The 21305-nt window shown below is 46.6% G+C and carries 17 protein-coding genes, 1 tRNA gene and 1 pseudogene; 16 read left to right on the top strand and 3 right to left on the bottom strand.

Features of this window, described 5'->3' with window-relative positions; genetic code table 11:
* Positions 1 to 92 precede the first annotated feature (92 nt).
* A tRNA-Gly gene (locus OCV77_RS10855) sits at positions 93 to 165 on the top strand.
* Between the two features lie 137 nt (positions 166 to 302).
* On the opposite strand, the pseudogene OCV77_RS10850 reads toward OCV77_RS10855, so the two are convergent.
* Both OCV77_RS10850 and OCV77_RS10845 read right to left on the bottom strand, forming a co-directional pair.
* A pseudogene (locus OCV77_RS10850) lies at positions 303 to 1679 on the bottom strand (IS1182 family transposase); the annotation flags it as partial.
* A 212-nt stretch (positions 1680 to 1891) separates the two neighbouring features.
* Positions 1892 to 3574: a methyl-accepting chemotaxis protein gene (locus OCV77_RS10845; RefSeq protein WP_262575104.1), complete on the bottom strand. Its 1683-nt coding sequence runs from the start codon at positions 3572 to 3574 to the stop codon at positions 1892 to 1894.
* Between the two features lie 596 nt (positions 3575 to 4170).
* Between OCV77_RS10845 and OCV77_RS10840 the strand changes: the two genes are divergently transcribed.
* From OCV77_RS10840 to OCV77_RS10825, 4 genes are all read left to right on the top strand, one after another.
* Positions 4171 to 5268 carry a hypothetical protein gene (locus tag OCV77_RS10840; RefSeq protein WP_262575103.1) on the top strand — a complete coding sequence of 366 codons (1098 nt, stop codon included), beginning with the start codon at positions 4171 to 4173 and terminating at the stop codon, positions 5266 to 5268.
* A 143-nt stretch (positions 5269 to 5411) separates the two neighbouring features.
* The gene (locus OCV77_RS10835) at positions 5412 to 5783 is read left to right on the top strand and encodes a hypothetical protein (RefSeq protein WP_262575102.1); all 372 of its coding nucleotides are present in this window, start codon (positions 5412 to 5414) and stop codon (positions 5781 to 5783) included.
* Between the two features lie 141 nt (positions 5784 to 5924).
* A complete protein-coding gene (locus tag OCV77_RS10830; RefSeq protein ID WP_262575101.1) occupies positions 5925 to 6308 on the top strand; it encodes a zinc ribbon domain-containing protein in 384 nt (127 codons plus the stop codon).
* A gap of 12 nt (positions 6309 to 6320) precedes the next feature.
* Positions 6321 to 7697 carry an MATE family efflux transporter gene (locus tag OCV77_RS10825; protein ID WP_262575100.1) on the top strand — a complete coding sequence of 459 codons (1377 nt, stop codon included), beginning with the start codon at positions 6321 to 6323 and terminating at the stop codon, positions 7695 to 7697.
* Here the strand turns inward: OCV77_RS10825 and OCV77_RS10820 are convergent.
* A complete protein-coding gene (locus OCV77_RS10820) occupies positions 7666 to 8613 on the bottom strand; it encodes a tRNA dihydrouridine synthase (RefSeq protein WP_262575099.1) in 948 nt (315 codons plus the stop codon). The genes OCV77_RS10825 and OCV77_RS10820 overlap by 32 nt on opposite strands.
* An 80-nt stretch (positions 8614 to 8693) precedes the next feature.
* Here OCV77_RS10820 and OCV77_RS10815 point away from each other — a divergent pair, with 80 nt between their 5' ends.
* From OCV77_RS10815 to OCV77_RS10765, 11 genes are all read left to right on the top strand, one after another.
* Entirely contained in the window at positions 8694 to 9527 is an 834-nt protein-coding gene (locus OCV77_RS10815; protein WP_262575097.1) for a DNA/RNA non-specific endonuclease, read from the top strand.
* Positions 9528 to 9578: 51 nt separating this feature from the next.
* Positions 9579 to 10754 (top strand): hypothetical protein, encoded by a 1176-nt coding sequence (locus tag OCV77_RS10810; RefSeq protein WP_262575096.1) that lies wholly within the window; start codon positions 9579 to 9581, stop codon positions 10752 to 10754.
* Positions 10755 to 10809: 55 nt separating this feature from the next.
* The gene (locus tag OCV77_RS10805; protein ID WP_262575095.1) at positions 10810 to 13545 is read left to right on the top strand and encodes a cation-translocating P-type ATPase; all 2736 of its coding nucleotides are present in this window, start codon (positions 10810 to 10812) and stop codon (positions 13543 to 13545) included.
* Positions 13546 to 13599: 54 nt separating this feature from the next.
* Positions 13600 to 13914, top strand: a complete 315-nt coding sequence (locus tag OCV77_RS10800; RefSeq protein ID WP_262575093.1) for a hypothetical protein — start codon at positions 13600 to 13602, stop codon at positions 13912 to 13914.
* A gap of 279 nt (positions 13915 to 14193) precedes the next feature.
* Positions 14194 to 15792, top strand: coding sequence for an MBL fold metallo-hydrolase RNA specificity domain-containing protein (locus OCV77_RS10795; RefSeq protein ID WP_262575092.1), 1599 nt, complete (start codon positions 14194 to 14196; stop codon positions 15790 to 15792).
* A 17-nt stretch (positions 15793 to 15809) separates the two neighbouring features.
* A complete protein-coding gene (gene thyA, locus OCV77_RS10790) occupies positions 15810 to 16658 on the top strand; it encodes a thymidylate synthase (RefSeq protein WP_262575090.1) in 849 nt (282 codons plus the stop codon).
* 27 nt (positions 16659 to 16685) lie between these two features.
* On the top strand, positions 16686 to 17177 hold the full coding sequence (locus OCV77_RS10785; RefSeq protein WP_262575089.1) for a dihydrofolate reductase: 492 nt from the start codon (positions 16686 to 16688) through the stop codon (positions 17175 to 17177).
* A 58-nt stretch (positions 17178 to 17235) separates the two neighbouring features.
* Positions 17236 to 18285, top strand: a complete 1050-nt coding sequence (locus OCV77_RS10780; RefSeq protein ID WP_262575197.1) for a branched-chain amino acid aminotransferase — start codon at positions 17236 to 17238, stop codon at positions 18283 to 18285.
* 259 nt (positions 18286 to 18544) lie between these two features.
* Positions 18545 to 19105, top strand: coding sequence for a methyl-accepting chemotaxis protein (locus tag OCV77_RS10775; protein WP_317246636.1), 561 nt, complete (start codon positions 18545 to 18547; stop codon positions 19103 to 19105).
* Positions 19106 to 19239: 134 nt separating this feature from the next.
* Positions 19240 to 20532, top strand: coding sequence for an adenylosuccinate synthase (locus OCV77_RS10770; RefSeq protein WP_262575087.1), 1293 nt, complete (start codon positions 19240 to 19242; stop codon positions 20530 to 20532).
* A 74-nt stretch (positions 20533 to 20606) separates the two neighbouring features.
* A complete protein-coding gene (locus OCV77_RS10765) occupies positions 20607 to 21266 on the top strand; it encodes an epoxyqueuosine reductase QueH (RefSeq protein WP_262575086.1) in 660 nt (219 codons plus the stop codon).
* Positions 21267 to 21305: the final 39 nt, after the last annotated feature.

Below are 21305 nucleotides of genomic sequence, written 5' to 3'. Positions count from 1 at the left end.
TTAAAAAAGTTTCAAATTTGCTGTTGACAAAAAGAATAGTATCATGTATATTAATACTTGTCCGTTGGATACAGCGGTTCGAAATTGAAAACGCACGAGTGGCTCAGTTGGTGGAGCACGACCTTGCCAAGGTCGGGGCCGCGGGTTCGAGTCCCGTCTCGTGCTCTTGAAAAGTCCAGTAGTTACTGGACTTTCAGACTGTAGGCAAAACGCTTTTGGTCAGCACTCCAGAAGCGTTTTTCTTGTTTTAGGTTCAAAAAGTGTGTACTTGATCAATAATAAACACTTTTGGGCTCCCCTTTTCCCTTCTTGGCTATCATCTTTGCCAGTTTTTTCAGATTCATGCAGGCAAACGTAAGCCCGACTTTCATTTCCATCCGGTCTTTTCCTATCATCTGTGTATAGTGGAATCCGTGGTTTTCTTTTGCTGTTCCGAAGAGGCGCTCTACGGTCTCTTTCCGTTGCGCATACACTTCCTTCATCCCAATCGTATGCCGGATATCCTCACACTTTTCCATGTACGGCTCCCAGATATGCCGGGTCACTACCTTCACATGATCCCTGCTTTCTGTGCACTGCTTCAGATATGGACATCCTTCACAGACGATTCCGCAGCTCTTGTATTCCCGGTATCCGGAACGGTTCGTCGTATGATAAGCCAGCACCTGATCATTCGGGCATACATAGCAGTCAAAATATTCATCATACACATACTCGGCTTTTTGAAAAAACCATCTTTGGCCATGGGGCGTTTATACGGTAGAAGCGGTGTGATACCATCATCCAGAAGTAACTTTGCTATCGCTGGTGTTTTGTATCCTGCATCGGCTACCAGTGTCTGAATGCCAATGTCTTTTATCTTATCATACAGGGATTTAAATGTCCGGCTGTCATGCTGATTGCCGGGATTTACACTATAACCCAGAATCCATCCGTTTTTGTCACAGGCTGTCTGCACGGAATACGCAAAAACATTTTTATGCTCACCCTTTCGGAACCATCCGCTTTCCGGATCCGTTGTACTTTCCTTGACCGTTTTTTCTTCTTTTCCATCAGAGCTGCCACCACAGGAGGGGATCTTTGGGATCTTCCTTCTTTTCTTTCAGAGGCTTTTTCCCATGCGCTTCCCGGTCTTCGTTGATTTCCTTCTTTAACTGCTCTTCGAAGAACAGTGCTTCCTCATCTGCAATCCGTTTCCGCATCTTTTTGCTGTTTGCCCGTGCTTTTACATGAGTGGCATCCACGAAGACCTCGGAAGGATCGATCAGTCTGTATTTATAGCATTCCTGCAGGATACGGGAAAAGATCTGTTCAAAAAGATCAGTATCCTTAAAGCGTCTGGTATAATTCTTTCCAAACGTAGAGAAATGAGGAACCTTGTCCATCATTTCCAGACCGAGGAACCATCGGTATGCGACATTGACTTCGATTTCTTTTACTGTCTGGCGCATACTTCGGATGCCGTACAGATACTGGATGAATGGAATTTTAATGAGCATGACCGGATCCATGCTGGGGCGGCCATTGTCTGCACTGTATTTATCGATCACAAGGTCATAGATAAAACTCCAGTCGATTGCCTAGTCAATCAGGCGCAGCAGATGATCCTGCGGAACAAGGTCATCCATGCAGAACGTCTGAATCTGTTCTCTTTTCTTATCTGCATTCTGTGTCATCATAGGAAACACCGCCTTTATTTTGATACTTTCATTATACCAAAAAAGTAGTGAAAAGTCCCGTAAATACGGCATTTTCACTACTTCTTATATGCTTGTAAGTACATAATTTTTGCAGTCATGACACAAGAAAAGCTCCCTCACAGGAAGGAGCTTTGTCTACAGTCTGAGCCTGAGGCTTCTTTAGAAGCACTCAGGCTTTATCATTCTGAAAACTAGATCTGGAACTGATGCATCAGCTGTAACATAGTATGTACCTGCGCGGACTGTTTTTCGCTGACAGCGGCGGTCTCCTGAGAAGATGCGGAGTTGTTGTCCACGATTCCGGCCACATGAGCGATGTTTTCATCGATCTGCTGGACGCTGGACACTTCAGCCTGAAGGGCCTGTGCCATATCAACCATACGCTTGGTAGAAGCCTCGGCTTCTTCCATTACCTGATCCATGCTGGCTTCGGTTTCTTCTGCAATGGCGATTCCCTTGTTGACAGCATCGATGGTGTTCTCGATCAGCTTTGTGGTCTCTCCGGCAGCCTCGGTGGACTGTTCCGCTAGATTCTTGACCTGCTCGGCTACGACAGCAAATCCGCGGCCTGCTTCTCCGGCACGGGCAGCCTCGATGGAGGCATTCAGTGACAGGAGGTTGGTCTGGGAAGCGATATCCTCAATGACCTGAATGATAGAACGAATCTCCTCGGAACATTTACTGATCTCACCGATTGCGACTTTCAGTTCCTGCATCTTGGCATTGCCATCAGCAACCGTCTGTGCGGACTGCTTGGAGATATCTGCGGTCTCCTGTGCAACTCTGGCTTTTTCTTCAATACTCTTTGCCATAGCGTCGATCATCTGGGATGCTTCGGAAATCTTGGAGGCCTGTGCGGTACAACCTTCTGCCAGATCGGTAGCTGCCTGTGCCAGCTGCTCGGAACCACCATCGATCTCCTGTGCGCTGACCTGAATGGTGGACAGTGCCTTCTTCATATCGGCAATGATCTTCACCATGGAATCCTTGATCTGTACAAAGTCACCGACATATTCTTCCGTAGGCTCTACACGGTAATTGCCCTGACCCATCTGACCTAAGATCTCAGAAATCTCGGTGATCATCTTGGTAAAGTTGTCGTTCATGAAATGAACGGCCTGCACCATGATGCCGACTTCACTGTCATCCTCCGGCAGATCCAGACGGCTGTCAAAATGTCCCTGCGCAAGTACTTTCATCTGCTCGGATACTTTTACAATGGGAATCAGCAGTTCCTGTTTTGCAAAGGTCAGTGTGGTGACAATCTTGCGGGCAATGGTCAGGAAGCAGAGAATGAAAATCACCATGGTAGTGATCATTATCAGATTCAGAGTATTTTGCTTCTGAGCCATACGTGCCTGGATATCATTGATACAATTATCTGTGGTTGCAGTGATCTCCTGTACGGTAGATTCATATTCCTCACCAAATACATAAGAAATAGCTGCTTGTGTATCTCCGGAACCGGCCTTATCCATGGCTTCTTCTTCCTGAGGAACCAGACCGTTGGACATTTCAGCAATATGGTTTAACAGTGCCCATTCATTGTCGGTCAGACCGTCTTTCTGAAGACCTTCCCAGGCAATGTCACGATTTTTGTCCTCGTTTAATTCCTTCATATAATTGTCATAGTAGGTCTGGTCTCCGGTGACTGCGTAAGACTGTACGGCAGCGGTCAGCGTCTTGGAACCCAGACGATACTGGTTCAGATACATGGTAGCTTCCAGCTGCTGGGAATTGATCCGGCTCAGATACATGTTGGATCCGATGAACAGGATCAGCATAACGATGCTGATGATCAGTATCCGATAGGTTGATCTTGTGTTTTGCTGCAGCATGGCAGACTGACTGGTTACTTTGCTTTGCTTTTTCATTTGAAATATAACCTCTTTTCTGTAATACATGGTGAACTGATGTGTTACGAAAATTCTTTTCCTACAGTATACTACAATTATCGGAATTATACAAATCTTGCACCTTTAAAAATACAGCAAAAACGCGTAAAATTATTTATACGAACCATCAGTGACGACTTGCACCCTATACAGGAAGATGGTACTATAAAAAGTAAGAGGCATGATTCGGAAAAGAGAAGATAACGATAAATAAACAGACTGTAGACAAAGCTCCCTCACAGGAAGGAGCTTTGTCTACAGTCTGAAAGTCCAGTAGTTACTGGACTTTTTTATTTGCGTGTTGCATAGTATACTAATTCAATGCTATGAGGTTATTCTGTCCTCAAATTTTATTCGATATATTTTACCCAACTTTTAATTTTGTTATACAATATTTTTTAGATAAGTCTTTTGGGGACGGCCACTTTCAAGAACTGAAAAAACAATTAGAAAAAGTGAAAATTGGACTTAGAAAGAACAACATGAGGCCTGCAAAGTAATTGCACACAGGTTTTCCACGTGCTAAAATATTCTCACAGGGAATTCAGTTATAAAATGTAAAAGGAGAATACAGTATGAGAAAGAGAATTTTAGCACTGGTACTGGCGCTGACCGTGAGTCTTTGCCCGGTAATGACAGCAGATGCTGCAATGATAGTCAAGAATAATATGGGGGCATTGTATACTTCTAATATACTGGATAAAAACAAGACAGAAATACCTAAAGATTCACTGCAGAAAATTGCTGCGGGATACAAGATCAACTATTCAGCAGAAGATCTGGAAGCTCTGAAAAAGATTTTTGATGTAAATATATATGCCAAGGCTTATCCTGATGTTGCCAAGGCATATGGAAATGACAGGGAGGCTCTTTGGAATCATTATATTACCCATGGATTAAAGGAAGGAAGAACACAGATAAATCCGGCATTTAATGTGTTCGCCTATATTTCTGCTTATCCGGATCTTCAGAATGCGTTCGGGGATGATCTGGTGGCATATTATGTGCATTACGCCAATTATGGTATCAATGAGAACAGAAAACTAACAACGATCGATGCTGTAACAAAGGCAGGAATTACGGTGAGTGGAATGAACGGACAGGTGATTGCAAAGCCCGCAGTGCCGGAATCCGTACTGGCAGATCCAGCAGAAGAAACGATTTCTGTTCCGGCCAGTGTGCCAGAGAGTCCTAAGACAGAGAGTAAGCCGGAAGCAACAGCGGCACCTTCAGAAGCACCGAAGCCTTCAGAAACACCAGCACCAACGGAAGTACCACCAGCACCAGAACCGTCAGATCCGGCACCGAAACCTGAGAAAACATGTAAGCATGATGGTGGATTTACATATAAGATATTGACTGATAAAACTGATATGCATTTGAAAATGTGTAATAACTGCGATTATCCTGCAGAGGAAAAATGTATGTTTAACAATGGGGTATGTAAGTCCTGCGAAAGGCAATGTAAGCATGAATGGAATGTGGAAACGGGAACGTGTGAAAATTGTAAAATGACATGCAGTCATCCAGAATATAGTGATTTGCAGCCGGTCGATTCAGAAAAACATAAGTGTGTCTGTAAGCGTTGTGGGCATGAGGAAACAGAACCCCATAAATTTTCAGAAGGCAAATGTACGGGATGTGGAGCGGAAAGCAGTAATACTATCACTTGAAATATAATATAACTATGGATTTACGGAAAGAGGAATGTGATTCACTTGGGTTACAGGCCTCTTTTTTATGCGTCTGATATATGATAGAATGATTATCAGAGAGGCGTTACAAGATAGATATAAGGGAAAGAAATAAAATACCTATGAAAAATATCCTGGACAAAAATATGTTCTTTGCCGGATTGAAAGCAGTTATTCTTGCAAAATTCGGTGAACAGGACGGAGCTGCACTGTGGAAAAAAGCGGGAAACTACAGCATGAAGCTGATCAGAGAGAATAAAGGAGCTGTGAAGGATGCCAGAAATGTAGCATATCCCATGGCCGGCATTTATCTGGCACTGCAGGAGAAGGTTTCGAAAGAAGAGGCCTTAAAGCTTATGATGGACTATGCGCCCTCTGCCGGGGAAGCAGTGAAAGCAAAGCTGGCAGCCCTTACCGGGATCCCTGGACTGCCAAGGATCATATGGCGGAACCGGGAAGCGATCATGAGAAGCACCGGTCATGTGTGCCATTGACAAGATTTACACCACAGGGATCCGGGGAGTATGCTATCACAGGGAAAAATCGGTTGCTGAGGGGGCTGAATACTGTGATTACTATATCACAAGAAAATGATGGACAAAATTTTATAAAATGGTAAGATAGGGAGAAGTGCCATGTTTTTTATGATGGGTATTACGGATGGCAGGAAGGATTTTGATTTTACACAGACGATTATCTGTAATCTGTGTGGAAAATATGGGAGATATCAGGTTTTTATGACCTATACGGTGCTTTCCCTGTTTTTGATCCCCTGCCTGAAATGGAATAAGCATTATTACGTGCAGACAAGCTGCTGCCATGCCCTGTATGAACTGGATCCGGAGATTGGAAAAGCAATTTTCCACGGGGAGCCTGTGGAAATACGGCAGGAACATCTGACCAGAGTAAACAGGGGAGGCTATGGCAGCTTTTATGGTGCGTATAAACATTGTCAGTGCTGTGGCTTTGAGACGGCAGAGGATTTTGAATATTGTCCCAAATGTGGAACGAGATTTTAATGGTGATAAAAGATGAAAGAGCGGTTGGACAGAAAACAGTTTTTATTATATGCCCTGAAGCTGGCATTTCCGATCATGATACAGAACCTGATCAGTACGCTGGTGAATTCAGCGGATACGATCATGCTTGGTTATGTGAGCCAGACAGCCATGGCGGCCTCGTCTCTGGCAAATCAGTATACCTTTGTGCTGTTCTGCTTTTATTATGGACTTGGGATAGGGACAAGCGTGCTCTGCGCCCAATACTTTGGAAAAGGAGACAAGCAGACAGTTGAAAGGATCATTGGACTGGCAGCCAGAGTGGCGATCCTGATCTCACTTCTGTTTTTTGTGTTTTCTTTTTTTGCACCGGAAGCGATCATGAAGATATTTACTGACAGTCCACAGACCATAAAGGAAGGAGCAGCTTATCTGAAGGTGCTCTCCTTTTCCTTTGTGTTCATGGGATTCTCACAGGTTTTTGTGAGTGCCCTGCGCAGTGTAGGGAAGATCGTTTTTCCTTCTGCGCTGTATGTGGTTTCCCTGTTAGTCAATGTGCTGATGAATGCAGCCTTTATTTTCGGGCTGTTTGGACTGCCAAGACTGGGTGTTGTAGGAGTAGCGCTTGGCACGGTATCGGCAAGAGCAGTGGAAGTGATCCTGTGTTTTGTGTATTCTGCAGCAGGTAAGGATATTAAATTCCGGCTGAAGAATCTGTTCAGGCGGTCAGGCGTTCTTTTTAAAGATTTTTTGAAGATAAGTGCACCGTCTGTGGTGAATGATCTGATGTGGGGAATGGCAGCCACGACCTGTACGGCGATCCTTGGACATATCGGAGATGATATGGTAGCGGCCAATGCAGTAGCTGTCATGGTGGTCAATATGGGTGCCATTGTCTGCCGTGGCTTTTCTAATGCCACAACGATCATCGTCAGTCAGACGCTTGGTGAAAACAGGATGGAGGATACGAAGGTATATGCGAAAAGAATACTGTGGCTTACTGTGATCGTAAGTCTTCTGGGCTGCTGCGTGATCCTGGCGATCCGTCCGTTTATGGTACAGTTTTATCGTGATAAGCTGACAGAGACAGCGATATATTATCTGGGGATCATTATGATCATGACCACCTGGAGACTGGTAGGGGAAGGTATTAATACCTGTCTGATCTGCGGGTGCTTTCGTGGCGGTGGTGATGCGAAGTTCGGCATGGTAGTGGATACGGTGTTTATGTGGGGAGTATCAGTACCACTGATGGCGATCGCTGCGTATGTGCTGAAGCTGCCGCCGGTATGGGTTTACTTTGTGATGACGCTGGATGAGTTTGAAAAGATGCCGGTGGTATTTGCTCATTATTTTAAATTCAAATGGATGAAAAACATTACCAGGGATCAGAAGGAGCTGGAAGGATGACTCTGCAGGTGCGGAATATGGCATTGACAGCGAGCCGGTAATCAGTGACAGTTCTGGCCTTGCGGATAGCCTTCAGGTACTTTTCAGCACCATCGAAGCTCTGACCGAAGAATGTCCAAAGATCTTTCATTTTGTATAATGTATTCATGTCACCAGACATGATGGAAAGATATCCGTCCAGAATGGTATCGTGGAAGCTTTTCAGCGTGGAGGGATCCGTATTTTCCTGACGGAGAAGTGCAGGAAGAAGCGGATTTTTCAGAAGACCACGTCCGAGCATGATCGTTTTTATGCCGGGAAGTGTCTTAAGAGTCTTTTCCTGTGTGGCAGGAGAAATAATATCACCATTATAGCAAAGAGGGCAGGAAAGCATTTCTTCTGCTCTTTTGTATGCACTGAGGTGAGGCGTGCCGCCATAGCCCTCCTTCTGAAGTCTTGGATGGATGATCAGTTCTGCAATGGGGTATTTCTGATAAAGGGACAAAAGTGTTTCCCATTCAGACTCCTGTTCCATGCCGATCCTGGTCTTGATGGAAATAGACAGAGGACATCTGCTGAAGATTTCGTCAAGGAAGGCATCAAGCTCATCAGGACAGGAAAGGAAGCCGGCACCCCGCCCCTTGGCAACAACGGTTCCGGAAGGGCAGCCGAGGTTCAGATTGACAGTGTCATAGCCGTAAGAAGAAAGGTCCTGGCACAGGGAAAGAAAATCTTCTGCTTTGTTTGTCAGGATCTGGGGAATAGTACACATCCCTCTGTTATGCTCCGGCAGAATATCGTTCTTTTCTCTGCTGCTCATATGACGGTTACAGAGAAAGGGTGTGAAGTATTTGTCAATACCGCCATAGTACTGATGAAAGGCATTGCGGAAAATGTAGGTGGTAAGTCCCTCCATGGGAGCCATGTAATAGTTCATAAAAGTGTTATCCTTAAGTAAGCTGTAGTTTGTACAGGGATCATTATAGTATGTTTTTGGTTGACAGGAAAGATATTCTGATGAAAAGAAGTAAGAAAAGAAAGCATGCATGGTGTTGTGATATGCGTACCCTGATGGGAATATTGATACTCTGTCTGTTAAGCTTTACCGTGCCGGGAATACTGGAAAACGAAGAAGAGCAGCCAGCAGCTTATGAAAGCGAAGCCTATCTGCCAGATGAGGGAGGCTCAGAGAGTACCTGTATTGCAGATCCGGACAGTATTCCGGACTATTCAGGAGAAGACTATATCGTTCTGAATGGTGGAAGACCCAATTTTACGGAATGGGAGATGAGCCATATTACCGGAGAGCATTACAGTGAGCTGGATGGACTTTCAAGGTGTGGCACAGCAGTCGCCATGCTGTCCAGGGACATGATGCCGACAGAAAAAAGAGGGGATATCGGAGAAATACGCCCTTCCGGATGGAAACAGAAGAAATACGAAGGTCTGATCGATGAAAGTCCGCCCTATTTATATAATAGAAGCCACCTGATCGCCTATGCCCTGACCGGGCAGGAGGCCAATGAAAAGAATCTGATCACCGGAACCAGGTACCTGAATGCCACGACTATGCTGCCCTGGGAGGAAAGGGTCATGCGCTATCTGGATCGTACTGAGGGACATGTGCTTTACCGGGTGACTCCTTATTTTAAAGGAAGTGAGCTGGTGGCAAGAGGTGTGGAAATGGAAGCATATTCTGTGGAGGATCATGGGAAAGCGATCTGTTATCATGTTTTTCTTTATAATATACAGCCCGGCATCATTATCGATTATGCTACAGGGAAAAGTGCCGAAGAACAGGGAAAAAGCAGGGAAGAAATAGGGATAATTTCAGATAGAACAATAAGATAAAGTATGATAAAATATCTTCATATAAGAAGAAGGTCATAAGAGGAAACAGCTATGGGAAGTGTGATGAAGGTGCTGACAGGGATCCTGGGGGTATTAGCAGTGATCGCCTGCCTTGCAACAATAGGAATTATCGGTTATACAGTGATCGGTGGCAGTGGGAGCCAGAAGATGGCAGACAACGTGAAGCCGGACAGTACGCAGGAGGCGGATATTGCGGATGCGCCTTCCCTTGCACCAGTTCCGACGATCCTGCCGGATCAGACAGGCAGTACGGATCAGACACCGTCAGATCTTTCCGGCGATACAGAGAAGCACAGCCCTTCTGCCGCAGCAGATCATGTACATGATTATAAAGAGAGCGTGGAGAAGAAGGCTACCTGTTATCAGTCAGGCAGGCTGAAATATACCTGTGATATCTGCGGGGATGTTTATTACGTGGATAGTCCCTCTACTGGTCATGTGGCAGAGGACAGCTGGGAAACTGTGAGAAAGGCCACTGCAGATAAGGAAGGATTAAGAGTTAAGAAATGTATTTATTGTGATGAGGTGGTAGCACAGGAGGTTGTACCTTATAAAGGAGGCTCCGCATCGGCCGCATCCCATGTGCATGACTATATTGCTTCTGTAGAAAGAGAGCCTACCTGTGTGCTGGCAGGCCTCAGGAAATATACCTGCAGCTGCGGCAGCTTTTATACCGAGCCGATCCCGGCTATGGGACATATTGCAACAGACTGGAAAGTGGCAGAAGCAGCAACAGAGAAGCAGTCGGGAACTGAGCAGAGAACCTGTACTGTCTGTGGTGTGGTACTGGACACCAGGTCTATCCCGCCGGTAACACCAAGTGCATCGCCTTCGGCAACAGCTGCCGCAACGGCAGGTGCTTCAGCCGGGACAAGCGCATCCCCTTCGGCTACAGCTGCGGCAACGGCATCACCGAGTGCAACGGCATCACCGAGTGCAACAGCATCACCAAGCGCCACACCACATGTGCATAATTACACCTCCTATGTATTACAGGAGGCCAACTGTACACAGCCGGGGATCCGGTCATATGTATGCAGCTGCGGCAGTACCTATGCAGAACAGATCCCGGTTGATCCGAATAAACACAATTACAGATCCATTGTGATCCCGCCTACAGCCACAAGCGCCGGTTATACGCTGTACCGCTGTACCAGATGCAATGACACTTATATGGATGATTACACACAGCCTACTGGTCAATAGGTAGTCTAATCCCTCCGTATCCCGCATATAAATAGGGGTACAGGAGGGATTTGTTATGTATACAGAAAAAAGCGTCAGGGAACTGGAAAAGCTGTTTACGACCAGTCTGCAGGATGGACTTAAAGAGGATGTGGCAAAGGTACGTCTTCTTGAAAATGGAGAAAACAGGATTTTAGAAGGAAAAAGGAAACCGGTTCTGCAGCTCTTTTTTGAGCAGCTGTGCGATCCTCTGATCTATATCCTGATGGCGGCTATTGTGGTGTCGCTGTTTCTGAAGGAAGCGGGAGATGCCTGTATCATTGGGGCAGTGATCCTTTTGAATGCGTGTATGGGTGTGATCCAGGAGGGAAAAGCCAGGAGGGCTATTGAAGCGCTGAAAAAGCTGACAAGCCCAAAAGCGATTGTTGTCCGGGACGGCAGGGAGCAGGAGATCGACAGTGCATTTCTGGTGCCGGGGGATATTGTCCTGCTTGACAGTGGAAGACAGGTGCCGGCAGATATCCGGCTGACAGAGACGGTAAATCTGAGGATAGAAGAAGCGGCACTGACGGGAGAATCCCTTCCTTCAGAAAAAAATGACACGGCTCTGACAGAAAAGGTGAAAAATCCGGGAGACCGGAAGAATATGGCTTATATGACCACTATGGTAACCTGCGGGAGGGGCAGGGGAGTGGTGACTGCTACCGGTATGGATACAGAGATCGGCAGGATCGCAGGCCTTATTGAGGAGAAGGGGGCAGAGCTGACACCCTTGCAGAAACGGCTTTCCGATCTTGGAAAGATACTCAGTATCGGGGCGGTGATGCTCTGTCTTCTTTTGTTTCTGGTGGCGGTTGTACAGAAGCGGAATATCGGGGAAATGCTCCTGACTGCGATCTCACTGGCAGTAGCAGCAGTGCCGGAGGGACTGCCTGCGATCGTGACGATCGTGATGGCACTCAGCGTTTCCAGGATGGTAAAGGCAGGAACCATTATCAGGAAGCTTCCTTCAGTGGAAACACTGGGGGCGGTGAACGTGGTCTGCTCGGACAAGACAGGAACACTGACGCAGAACCGGATGACGGTAAAGAAGTGCTATCTGGATGGCAGGATCGTGGATGCAGGTGATATTACCGGAAAGGGACATGAATATTTCCTGGAAAGCTGTGTTCTGTGCAATGATGCTGACCTTGAAGAGCGGATCGGAGATCCTACAGAGATTTCTCTTCTTGCCTATGCAGATGGGTATGGATACGACAGAAAAGCTTATGGGCAGAAGTACAGAAGAGTGGCGGAGAGAGCCTTTGACTCTGAGAGAAAGCGCATGACCACAGTACAGGAGCGGGAAGGGAGCCTTGTGGCATACTGCAAGGGGGCAGCAGATGGGATCCTCCTGCGGTGCAGCAGGCAGTACCGCAATGGAAGGGAACTTCCCTTTTCTGAACGGGAGAAGAAGGAGGTCATGAAGGCTGCGGAGAAAATGGCGGGTGAGGCGCTGCGGGTGCTGGCCTTTGCCATGAAGACAGAGGGGAAAACCGGCTCACAGGAGGAGCTGCTCTCTGAGGAGAACCTCACATTTCTTGGACTTACCGGTATGATCGATCCACCAAGAGAAGGTGTCAGGGAGGCAGTTCAGAGCTTCCGGCGGGCTGGTGTTAATACTGTGATGATCACAGGGGATCATGTGGATACCGCACTTGCCATTGCAAGGGAGCTGTCGATTGCAGATGTAAGGAGCCAGTGCATGACGGGGGATGAGATCGCAGCTCTTTCTGAAGGAGAATGGGAGGACAGGGTGGAAGAGATCCGCGTGTTTGCACGGGTATCACCGGAGCATAAGGTAAGGATCGTGGAAGCCCTGCGGAAAAAGGGCAGGATCGTGGCCATGACAGGAGATGGCATTAATGATGCACCATCCCTGAAAGCGGCGGATGTGGGGATCGCCATGGGAAAGGAAGGAACGGATGTTGCCAGAAATGCAGCAGACATGGTGCTGACGGATGACAATTTCACAACCATAGAGAAGGCCATGCGGGAGGGACGTGGAATCTATGAAAATATCAGGAAAACGATCCTGTTCCTTTTATCCTCCAATTTCGGGGAGATCATGACTATGCTGGCAGCAGTCCTTGCGGGATTTCTGCCGCCTTTAAAGGCAAGCCATATTCTCTGGGTCAATCTGATCACGGATTCGCTGCCGGCGCTTGCCCTTGGAGCAGATGAAAATGATACAGAAGAGCTGATGGGACAGCCGCCAAGGAAAAGCAGGGAAAGCCTGTTTGCACAGGGAGGACTTTCCTGTATGCTCTGCTATGGGGTTGTGATTGGAAGTATCAGCCTGCTGGCATTTCTGACGGTGCCATACCGGGAGCTTCTTGTAAGGGGACTGCCGGTGAGCATTGATAATATAAGAAAGATGCTTATGGTAACCAGTGTGCTGAATAAAGCACAGACTCATGCATTTACAGTTCTTGGCATGAGTCAGCTGATGCATGCCATCGGTATGAGGGACGTGAATAAATCTCTGTTTAGGATGAATCACCGGAACAATCCCTATATGTTGGTATCCTTTGTGGTTGGCATCCTTTTGCAGGTGCTGGTGACGGAAATTCCGTACTTTGTGGAGCTGTTTGGCACAAGCCGTCTTACCCTGGAGGAATGGGGGCTTCTGCTTCTGCTGTCATCCATGCCGCTTGTGGTGCATGAACTGCTGGTGCTTTCTGCAAGGCTGTCAGGAGTACAGGAATTTCAAAAGCCTGGACAGGGCAAGAAAGAGAAAGAACAGGGCCGGGAGAAGAGAGAGTATGCATGAATGCTTCCTGAGAAGCCGTCTGCTTAAGGAGAGTCCGAGGATCAGGGACAAAAGGTGGATCGCGGAGGAAAGCAGCAGTATGACAGGGAGCGGAGGAAGATTAAGCTGATAACCGGCGCCTGCGGTAAGACTGTCAAGAGACAGGACAAGGGAGAGCAGGAAGGCTTCCTTCACAGAAAGGACAGAGGGCTTAGCATAGTTAATCCTGCGGGAAAGGGAATCGGTGGTAAGAGCTCCGGCCAGTGCTTTTTTCTGTCCGCATCTGCCGTGGCTCCTGAAGGACAGGGCATCATAGCCCTTATAAAGAGAAAGACAGAAAAAGATCAGAAAGGAAAGAAGAAGGACTGCTTTTTCCGGAAAATGCACTGAGAGAAAAACGGAGAAAAAAACAGAAAGGGTAAACATGAGACCGGAAACGAGGGCCAGAATAAGCTTTGAGGGAGCAGGGATCCTGACACCGGAGCTGCCATAGGATAGCCCTGCGGTAAAGGTGTCTGCAGAAAGCGCAATGCAGAAAAGAAGAAAGGTCAGAAAAGACGAAAGCATTGGAAGTGTCCTTATAAGGTTTGCTATATTATATTCAGATATGGTATACTTTGTTATATTGTGAAGGAATTTGTAGCTTAGGAACAGATTGGAGGAAATGGCATGAGGCTGATGTTTATTGGGGCAGATCATGAGGTTACAGGGAGCTGTCATTATCTGAATGCATGTGGGAAGCATATCTTGGTGGATTACGGTATGGAGCAGGGCGTTAATGTGTTTGAAAATGTACCGCTTCCCGTGTCAGAGTCCATGATAGATTATGTACTTCTGACCCATGCACATATTGACCATTCCGGTATGCTGCCACAGCTTTCAGCGAGAGGATTTCACGGACAGATCCTGACAACAGAGGCAACTGCGGATCTTTGCAGCATCATGCTGCGCGACAGTGCGCATATCCAGATGCAGGAGGCGGACTGGAAGAACCGTAAGGCAAAGAGGAATGCCAGGCAGGAGCCCTATGAACCGCCATATACAATGGAGGATGCCCAGAATGCGATCAACAGGCTTGTGCCTTGTCCCTATGGAAAGAAGATGCCTCTCTGCGATGGGATCGAGATACGGTTTACGGATGTGGGACACCTTCTTGGTTCAGCCAGTATCGAGGTATGGATCACTGAAGAGGGGGTCACGAAAAAGATCGTCTTTTCCGGGGATATCGGAAATAAAAACCAGCCATTGATCAAGGATCCGCAGAAGACGCAGGAAGCAGATTATGTTGTCATGGAATCCACCTATGGTGACAGACTGCATCCGGGAGAACGTCCTGATTATATAAGGGAACTGACCGGGATACTGAAGGAAACCTTTGATAAAGGCGGTAATGTGGTGATTCCTTCCTTTGCTGTCGGAAGAACCCAGGAGATGCTGTACTTTATCAGAAAAATAAAAGAAAACAGACTGGTGGAAGGGCATGAGGACTTCCCGGTTTATGTGGACAGTCCTCTGGCGGTAGAGGCTACCGGTATTTTTCATCAGAATGAAGTAGACTGCTTTGATGAGGAGGCCATGGAGCTGGTAAAGAAAGGGATCAATCCTATTTCTTTTTCAGGCCTCCGGCTTTCCATTACCAGTGAGGAGTCCAAGGCTATCAACTTTGACAGTACACCAAAGGTTATCATCTCAGCTTCCGGTATGTGCGATGCAGGCCGTATCCGTCATCATCTGAAGCATAATCTGTGGAGAGAGGACAGTACGATCCTGTTTGTCGGCTATCAGGCAGTGGGTACGCTTGGCAGAAGTCTTGTGGAGGGCATTGATGAAGTAAAGCTGTTTGGGGAACCTATTGCGGTACGGGCAGGTATCCGATCCCTTACGGGATTGTCCGGACACGCAGATAAAAACGGACTGATCGACTGGCTGCAGGGCTTTACGGAGAAGCCGGAGCGTGTATTTGTGGTTCATGGTGAGGACAGCGTATGTATGTCCTTTACGGAATGTCTGAAAAAGGAGTACGGCTATCAGGCCTATGCTCCTTACAGCGGAACGGAATTTGATCTGCTGACCGGCGAATTTGTCTATGAGGCAGAGCCGGTGGCACTGAAGAAAAAAGCAAAGGCGGTATCCGATGTGTTTGCAAGACTTGTGGCAGCAGGCCAGAGACTTCTTTCTGTCATCCAGAAGTGTGAGGGAAGGCCGAATAAAGAGCTTGGCAAGTTTGCGGACCAGATCAATTCCCTTTGTGATAAATGGGAGAACTGAAAGGAAAATCGTGTATTATGAGTATGGCAGATAAGATATTTGTGGATATGTGCAGGGATATTCTGGAGAATGGCACCAGCACAGAGGGGGAAAAGGTAAGACCTCACTGGGAAGATGGGACACCGGCCTATACCATCAAGAAATTCGGGGTGGTAAACAGGTATGACCTTTCAAAGGAATTTCCCCTGATCACATTAAGGAGGACCGCGCTGAAAAGTGCAACGGATGAGATGCTCTGGATCTGGCAGCAGAAATCCAACAATATCCACGATCTTCACAGCCACGTCTGGGATGAATGGGCCGATGAGAACGGTTCCATCGGTAAGGCCTATGGCTATCAGCTTGGTGTGAAGCATCAATATAAGGAAGGCATGATGGATCAGGTGGACAGGGTGATCTATGATCTGAAGAACAATCCGTTCAGCCGCCGGATCCTGACCAATATTTATGTGCATGAGGATCTGCATGAGATGAACCTGTATCCCTGTGCATACAGCATGACCTTCAATGTGACCCAGAAGAAGGGAGAGGATAAGCTGACACTGAATGCGATCCTGAACCAGAGATCCCAGGATGTGCTGGCGGCCAATAACTGGAATGTAGTCCAGTACGCAGTGCTTGTCCATATGCTGGCACAGGTATGTGATATGAATGCAGGGGAGCTTGTGCATGTGATCGCAGATGCCCATATTTATGACAGACATATTCCGGTCATAAAGGAGCTGATAGCAAGAGAACAGTACCCGGCGCCCACCTTTCATCTGAATCCGGAGATCAGGGATTTCTATAAATTTACGAGAAATGATGTCAGCGTGGAAAATTATGTGACGGGAGAGCAGATCATAAATATACCGATCGCTATTTAAAAACAGAAAGAAAATGAGGATAAATACATGAATGTAATTGCAGCGGTAGATGAAAACTGGGCCATTGGAAACCGGAATGAGCTTCTTGTGAGGATTCCGGCAGATCATAAATTTTTCCGGGAAGAAACGACAGGAAAGGTCGTGATCCTTGGGCGGAAGACACTGCAGACATTTCCGGGGGGACTGCCGCTTAAGAACAGGGAGAATCTGATTCTGTCCGGAAATGAGAATTTCAAGGTGAAGGATGCAGAGGTGTTCAACAGTATCGAAGAGCTTCTCGAAAGACTGAAGGACTACGACACAGAGGATGTATATGTGATCGGCGGGGAGAGTGTTTACAGACAGCTTCTGCCTTACTGTGATACCGCACATATTACAAAGATAGACCGTGCCTATGAGGCAGATGCCTTTTTCCCAAATCTGGAGGAGGATCCGGAGTGGGAGCTGACTGGTGAGAGTGATGAGCAGGTGTATTTCGATATCACCTATCATTTTCAGAAGTATGAACGCAGAAAATAGGGAAAACCAAAGAACTATTGACTTTTTTTAGGAAAAGGATAATAATAAAAAAAATTCAATATGGTTCTACACAGGAGAGGAGCGTAACAGTATGGAAAAGAAAAATATTGATTGGGCCAATCTTGGCTTTGGTTATCTACAGACAGATTACAGATTCGTTTCCAACTATAAGAATGGTGCATGGGATGAGGGAACCCTCACAACCGATGCTAATATAGTCCTTAATGAATGTGCAGGTGTTCTGCAGTATGCACAGACTGTATTTGAAGGTCTGAAGGCATATACTACTAAGGATGGTAAGATCGTAACTTTCCGTCCCGACTTAAACGGTGAGAGACTGGAGCAGAGTGCAGCTCGTCTTGAGATGCCCATTTATCCTAAGGACAAGTTCGTTGAAGCAGTTAAGAAGACTGTTAAGGCGAATGAAGCCTTCGTGCCTCCTTATGGAAGTGGTGCTACCTTATATATCCGTCCCTATATGTTTGGCAGCAACCCTGTTATCGGTGTAAAGCCTGCTGATGAATACCAGTTCAGGATCCTGACCACACCGGTTGGTCCTTATTTCAAGGGCGGCGCTAAGCCGATCACCATCCGTGTCAGTGATTTCGACAGGGCAGCACCGCACGGAACAGGCCATATCAAGGCTGGTCTGAACTATGCAATGAGCCTTCATGCGATCGTAGATGCTCATAAGCAGGGCTATGATGAGAACGTATATCTGGATGCAGCTACCAGAACCAGGATCGAGGAGACAGGTGGGGCAAATCTTCTGTTCATTACAAAGGATGGCAAGGTAGTAACTCCCAAGTCAGACAGTATCCTGCCTTCTATCACACGTCGTTCACTGATCCAGGTTGCAAAAGAATACCTTGGACTGGAAGCAGAGGAGAGACCGGTATATCTTGATGAGATCGGAGAGTTCGCTGAGTGTGGACTTTGCGGAACAGCAGCAGTTATCTCACCGGTTGGCAAGATCGTAGATCATGGCAGGGAGATCTGCTATGGCACAGAGATGGGACCGATCACCAGGAAGCTGTATGATACATTAACAGGTATCCAGATGGGAACCATTAAGGCTCCGGAAGGATGGATCTGTGAGATTGATTAAGTAAAATAAAGAATACAAGTGATCTATGAGGCATTCAGATTTTAAGATCTGGGTGCCTTTTTCTCTTTTCAAACATTTATTTCCTGTCGGACGAGCATACGTCGATCACAACAACCCAGACGAAGGAACCTGGTCTTTACTCTGCTTATATCGCAACTTCAGAAGGGGAACAGGTAGCCGGGGACCAGTACCATTATTTTTTATTTGGAAACAGGTGCGACCTGGATGAAAAGCTGAAGACACAGGATCCACGACCAGAATTACAGGAAAGATCATAGAAACGATCAATGAGATCGCTGAACAGACAAATCTTCTGAGCTTAAATGCATCCATTGAAGCGGCCAGAGCCGGAGAAGCAGGTAAAGGCTTTTCAGTGGTGGCACAGGAGATCAGAAAGCTGGCAGATGAATCCGTACATTCCGCAGAAGAAATTGCAGGGATCGTATCTGAGATCGAGAGAAGCAGCCAGGAGGCAGCAGAGGTTGCGAGACAGGCAGAGAGCGTTGTGGAGGATCAGCAGAAGGCGGTAGAGCTGACTACGGAATCCTTTGACAGGATTGGAAAACAGGTTGAGGGTCTTCTGGGAGCATTGTCTGTGATCAATGAAAATGTAAAAAGCATGGAAGAAGGAAGAAATGCAACACTGGCTTCAATTTCGGCGATCAGTGCGATATCTGCACAGACAGCAGCAGGCTCCGCTAATGTAGCTCATTCAGCGGAAAGACAGCTTGCCTCTGTAGAACAGCTGGATGTGGCTGTAGAAGCATTGGAAGAAAAGGCAAATGAACTGAACCGGATTCTGCAGGAATTTGTTGTATAACTGCATATTATGACAAATATAATGAATATTGATTTTACTTATAACAAAGAATCCTGTATAATAATAAAGTAAAGAGCTCAGAGTAAACAGAAATCTGCGGATGCGGGTTTCTACATGAAAGTGAGGATATTTTTATGGTAAAAGCAGTTGTAGGTGCTAACTGGGGTGATGAAGGCAAGGGCAAGATCACAGATATGCTTGCAGCACAGGCAGATATTATTGTCCGTTTTCAGGGTGGAGCAAATGCAGGACATACGATCGTAAATGATTACGGTAAATTTGCATTGCATACGCTTCCATCAGGTGTTTTTTATGGACATACGACCAGCGTGATCGGTAATGGTGTGGCACTGAACATCCCGATCCTGATAAACGAGATCAAGTCTATTACAGACAGGAATGTTCCGATGCCGAAGATTGTAGTTTCTGACAGGGCACAGATGGTAATGCCTTACCATATTTTATTTGACCAGTATGAAGAGGAGAGGCTTGGCAAGAAGTCCTTTGGCTCCACCAAATCAGGTATCGCTCCTTTTTATTCTGATAAATATGCAAAGATCGGTTTTCAGGTCAGTGAGCTGTTTGATGAGGCGCTGCTGAAGGACAAGGTGGTAAGAATCTGTGAACAGAAGAACGTTATCTTAGAGCATCTTTATCACAAGCCGGCTCTGCAACCGGAAGAGCTGCTTGCTACCCTGCATGAATATAAAGAAATGATCGAGCCCTATGTATGTGATGTATCTGTATTCCTTGATAAGGCACTGAAGGAAGGAAAGACCATCCTTTTAGAGGGACAGCTTGGTACACTGAAGGATCCTGACCATGGTATTTATCCTATGGTTACTTCATCCTCTACACTGGCAGCTTATGGTGCGATCGGTGCGGGAATCCCGCCGTATGAGATCAGACAGATCGTTACGGTATGCAAGGCATATTCTTCTGCAGTCGGAGCAGGCGCGTTTGTGTCCGAGATCTTCGGGGATGAGGCAGATGAGCTGAGAAGACGTGGCGGTGATGGCGGTGAATTCGGTGCTACTACAGGTCGTCCGAGACGTATGGGCTGGTTTGACTGTGTGGCTTCCAAGTATGGCTGCAGACTGCAGGGAGCAACAGATGTGGCATTTACCGTACTGGATGCACTTGGCTATCTGGATGAGATCCCGGTTTGTGTTGGCTATGATATCGATGGAGAGGTTACAACAGACTTCCCTGTTACCTATAAGCTTGAGAAGGCAAAGCCGGTACTGAAGAAGCTCCCAGGATGGAAATGTGATATCAGGGGAATTAAGAAATATGAGGATCTTCCGGAGAACTGCAGAAGGTATGTTGAGTTCGTAGAAGAGCAGATCGGATATCCGATCACTATGGTCAGCAATGGACCCGGCAGAGAGGATATTATTTACAGAGAAAGTCCTCTGCAGAAATAAAGATCAGAACGTGAAGGTGCACTGCAGATCCGGTATAAGGATCTGCAGTGCATTTTTTGAATAAGGACAGAGAGATGCAAAAAAAGAATTACCAGAAAATGCTGGATGAAATTCTGGCAGATAAAGAGAATTACGGAAAGAAGCTGCTGCTTCACAGCTGCTGTGCACCCTGCAGCAGTTACGTGCTGGAGTATCTGAGGGGATTCTTCAGGATCACAGTTTTTTATTATAATCCCAATATTACGGAGGAGCCGGAGTACCATAAGCGGGTAGAGGAGCAGAAGCGTCTGATCAGGGAATGGAACCGGAGGGAGGATGTGGGAAAGGAAGCTTTTTCTATTGAGATCATAGAAGGGGATTATGAGAGAGAGCTTTATTTTGAAAGAATAAAAGGACTGGAAGCCTGCAGAGAGGGAGGAGAGCGCTGCTTTGCCTGCTTTCTGCTCAGACTTGAAAAGACAGCGGCACTTGGAAAAGAAGAGGGAGCAGATTATTTCACAACAACGCTGACCATCAGCCCTTTGAAAAATGCACAGAAGATCAATGAGATTGGGGAGCAGCTTGCAAAGGAATATGGGATTTCCTTTTTGCCTTCCGATTTTAAAAAGAAAAACGGATACAAGCGGTCAGTAGAGCTGTCGGAAGAATACGGACTGTACAGGCAGGATTACTGTGGATGTATTTTTTCAAGGATGGAACGGGAAGAAAAAAAGCGTTCTTGTGAAAAAGCGTAAAGAATGCTAATATAAAAACAGTATGAACCGGAGGCATGG

Source organism: Suilimivivens aceti (assembly GCF_025567405.1).
GTDB classification, from domain to species: domain Bacteria; phylum Bacillota; class Clostridia; order Lachnospirales; family Lachnospiraceae; genus Suilimivivens; species Suilimivivens aceti.
This window is presented reverse-complemented; position numbering and strand designations above follow the sequence as displayed.

Bases quoted from the DNA above. Each gene is read 5' to 3' on its own strand.
- OCV77_RS10815 (WP_262575097.1), top strand. From the start codon at position 8,694: ATGAAAAGAAGTAAGAAAAGAAAGCATGCATGGTGTTGTGATATGCGT.
- OCV77_RS10835 (WP_262575102.1), top strand. From the start codon at position 5,412: ATGAAAAATATCCTGGACAAAAATATGTTCTTTGCCGGATTGAAAGCA.
- OCV77_RS10785 (WP_262575089.1), top strand. From the start codon at position 16,686: ATGAATGTAATTGCAGCGGTAGATGAAAACTGGGCCATTGGAAACCGG.
- OCV77_RS10770 (WP_262575087.1), top strand. From the start codon at position 19,240: ATGGTAAAAGCAGTTGTAGGTGCTAACTGGGGTGATGAAGGCAAGGGC.
- OCV77_RS10805 (WP_262575095.1), top strand. From the start codon at position 10,810: ATGTATACAGAAAAAAGCGTCAGGGAACTGGAAAAGCTGTTTACGACC.
- OCV77_RS10825 (WP_262575100.1), top strand. From the start codon at position 6,321: ATGAAAGAGCGGTTGGACAGAAAACAGTTTTTATTATATGCCCTGAAG.
- thyA (WP_262575090.1), top strand. From the start codon at position 15,810: ATGAGTATGGCAGATAAGATATTTGTGGATATGTGCAGGGATATTCTG.
- OCV77_RS10795 (WP_262575092.1), top strand. From the start codon at position 14,194: ATGAGGCTGATGTTTATTGGGGCAGATCATGAGGTTACAGGGAGCTGT.
- OCV77_RS10765 (WP_262575086.1), top strand. From the start codon at position 20,607: ATGCAAAAAAAGAATTACCAGAAAATGCTGGATGAAATTCTGGCAGAT.
- OCV77_RS10830 (WP_262575101.1), top strand. From the start codon at position 5,925: ATGTTTTTTATGATGGGTATTACGGATGGCAGGAAGGATTTTGATTTT.
- OCV77_RS10810 (WP_262575096.1), top strand. From the start codon at position 9,579: ATGGGAAGTGTGATGAAGGTGCTGACAGGGATCCTGGGGGTATTAGCA.
- OCV77_RS10820 (WP_262575099.1), bottom strand. From the start codon at position 8,613: ATGAACTATTACATGGCTCCCATGGAGGGACTTACCACCTACATTTTC.
- OCV77_RS10845 (WP_262575104.1), bottom strand. From the start codon at position 3,574: ATGAAAAAGCAAAGCAAAGTAACCAGTCAGTCTGCCATGCTGCAGCAA.
- OCV77_RS10840 (WP_262575103.1), top strand. From the start codon at position 4,171: ATGAGAAAGAGAATTTTAGCACTGGTACTGGCGCTGACCGTGAGTCTT.